Raw genomic sequence first — 2,752 nt, forward strand, 5'->3', positions numbered from 1 at the left:
AGATTGGAAATCGTGAAGTCCAGCAGTTCCGTCTGGTTGCGGCTGATACTGAAATCAATGTCCGGATAGACCCGCCGGAAATACTCCATCGTCCCTACCAGCGAGTTCTTCATCTTGTCCATATTCTCGTCCGCCTGCTTGATGACGGCCAGTGTCACCGCACGCTTTCCGTTCGATAAGGAAACGCCCTTTTCCTTCACGGGCACGATATTGACCTTGCAGAAATCCTTCAACCGCACAATGCGGTCGTCCTTGCGCAGGTAGATATTCTCCACATCTTCCGCCGTACGCAGCAATGTCGAGAACTTGATATTATATTCGTAGTACCCGTCACGTACCGTCATGCTGCCCGGTTCTACATTGTTGGACGACAGGGCGGACTCGATATCCCCGATGGCAAGTCCCATCATGGCAAGCCTGTCCTCATCGGGCACAATCTGCACCTGGCGTTCCACCAGTCCGGTCACGTCCACCATGGCCACCTCTTCAAGCTGCTCTATCCGGCGCTTGATAACCGATTCGGCAAATTCACACAGGTCAAGAAAGGACTGCTGTCCCGTGGTAGTACTATAAGCGCTGTCATTCTTCAAGGTCAGGTTCAGGTAGAACACGGGGATGTCCGTTGCGCTCGCCTTGATGACTTTCGGACGTTCCGTTTCCTTGGGGAGATAGTTCATCGCGGCGTCTATCTTCTCATTGACCTCGATAAAGGCAAGGTCCGTATTGGTGCCGAACTCGAAAGACAGGCGGATGATACCCGCCCCGTCCCTCGATTCGCTATGGATGTCTTTCAAGGTGGAAACCTGAATCAGTTGGCTGCGCAAAGGTTTCACAATCGTGTTTTCCAGTTCGCGGGCGGAGGTATTCGCGGCGGAAACCTGTACGGTTATCTCCGGAATGGCGATATCCGGAAGCAGCGATACCGGCAGTGTGGAATAAGTCACCAGACCGATTATAAAACAGGCGGTGAAAGCCATCAGCACGGCGATAGGACGCCGGATTAAAAATTTTATCATACTTACTTTAGTTTTAGTCACGGATTACACGGATTACGCTGTTACTTTATGCTATCACAATTCTAAAACCGTGAAATCCGTGTAATCCGTGACTTTTTATTATCTTACACTTACTTCCGCTTCATGCGCCAGATTCAGGTTTCCGGTCACAATGACCGTGTCTCCTTCCAATAAACCGTCTTCGACACCTGTCCGAGATTTGTCGGAAACAACATATTCCGTTGCGTTCTCCAGTCCCGTATGCACATAGTTCCACATGGCCCTGCCTTCTTTCAATGTAAACACCACTTGCTTGCCGGAACGCAATACCACAGCCGTCTTGGGAATCACCAGCTGTTCCCCCAGGTTTCGCCTGACACTGACCCGCACATTCATACCGCTGAACAGCTTGCCTTCACCGTTCACGTCAGCCTTTACCTTTACCATTCCATTGGTATCCACCAACGGATTGACTTCGGATACGCTGCCCTCAAACGAGCTTCCCCCCGCATAAGGAATAACCGTCACCTTATCACCTTTTTTAATAAAGGCAAGTTCATTCTCCAATACGGTAAATTCTGCTTCCATCCCTTTGGTGTCAAGGATAGTACAGAATACTTCCGAGGTATTGGCCGGATTATATGGCTTCGAGAAAAGATTGGCCACCACCCCGTCAAAAGGCGCGGTAAGCGTCGCGTGTTCCGTCTCCCTTTTTGCCAGTTCGTACTGGGATTTCGACTGCTCGTAACCGCTCTTCACTTTCGCAATCCTCATGGTCTCCACAGGAACCTTGCTGAAATCATCCGGTGTATATCCCTGCCCGATGAGCACATCTTTCAATTCCAGCTCAGCTTTCAACAGGGCGTCTTCCGCCTGGGACAGTTTCTGCTCCAGACGGAATTTGTCCAGTTCAGCCAGCTTTTGTCCTTTATGTACACGGTCGCCGTTCTTCACATAAATACGGGCAATGACTTCACCCGTTTCAAAACGCAAATCGGCTTTGCTGCGGGCGTTCACCTTGCCGTTGCTGACCAGTTCATGGGCAAAATTACGCTTCTTCAGAATCTGGGTGGTAACTTCATTCTTTACGTCAGGAAGAACGGTGGTCACTCCTTTCTCCTGTTCATCAGCACTATTTTTCTTGTCAGAGCAAGAGGTGTTTACTCCTAATGCCAAACATAACAGTAACCATATACAATTATATTTCTTCATATTTATTGGTTCTTTTATTTCAATAATTTCTTTACTTCCTCTCTCATTTCTCTGACTGCCGTAGACTGCACTTTCGGTTCTTTCGTCAACACTATCTCAACAGCATATTTTAATTTTTCAGGTTGCAGATATTGGGACTCCGCATAAAGTTTCACCAACAGATAATAGGGATAAATCCGCCCCGGAAGCCGGTGCGTAGAGCGAATCAGGTATTCTTCCGCTTTCTCATAATCTCCTAACGCTTGATAATTCTTGCCGATGATATTCAGAATCATAGGATCATTGCTATGCGCCATTGCTTCCTCCAATATCCTTGTCGAGTTATCATATTCTTTCAATTTATGAAGAGAATATCCGTATTCAAAGAGAAATGTCCCACGATTCGCCAATTCCGGGTATAGCTTCCCGTAGTCTTCTTTAGCTGACTGATAAGCTCCTATATTATAGAGCATCTTACTACGATACCAGTCCTTACATGCAGCATATTGATTGTTTTTCCAATAATATGTTCCCAATAGAGCCATCATCGAAATAAAAAGGAATAA

Annotated in this window: 3 protein-coding genes; all 3 read right to left on the reverse strand. The window is 47.4% G+C overall.

Features of this window, described 5'->3' with window-relative positions:
* Window positions 1-1,016: efflux RND transporter permease subunit (locus NSB03_RS20295; RefSeq protein WP_257466617.1), on the reverse strand; the 1,016-nt coding region annotated here is incomplete at its 3' end.
* A 99-nt stretch (window positions 1,017-1,115) separates the two neighbouring features.
* Entirely contained in the window at window positions 1,116-2,207 is a 1,092-nt protein-coding gene (locus NSB03_RS20300; RefSeq protein ID WP_257466618.1) for an efflux RND transporter periplasmic adaptor subunit, read from the reverse strand.
* Between the two features lie 14 nt (window positions 2,208-2,221).
* Window positions 2,222-2,752, reverse strand: a 531-nt coding sequence (locus tag NSB03_RS20305) for a tetratricopeptide repeat protein (RefSeq protein WP_371826239.1), incomplete at its 5' end; no start/stop codon positions are given.

It is taken from the genome of Bacteroides acidifaciens (assembly GCF_024623065.1).
Lineage (GTDB): Bacteria > Bacteroidota > Bacteroidia > Bacteroidales > Bacteroidaceae > Bacteroides > Bacteroides acidifaciens.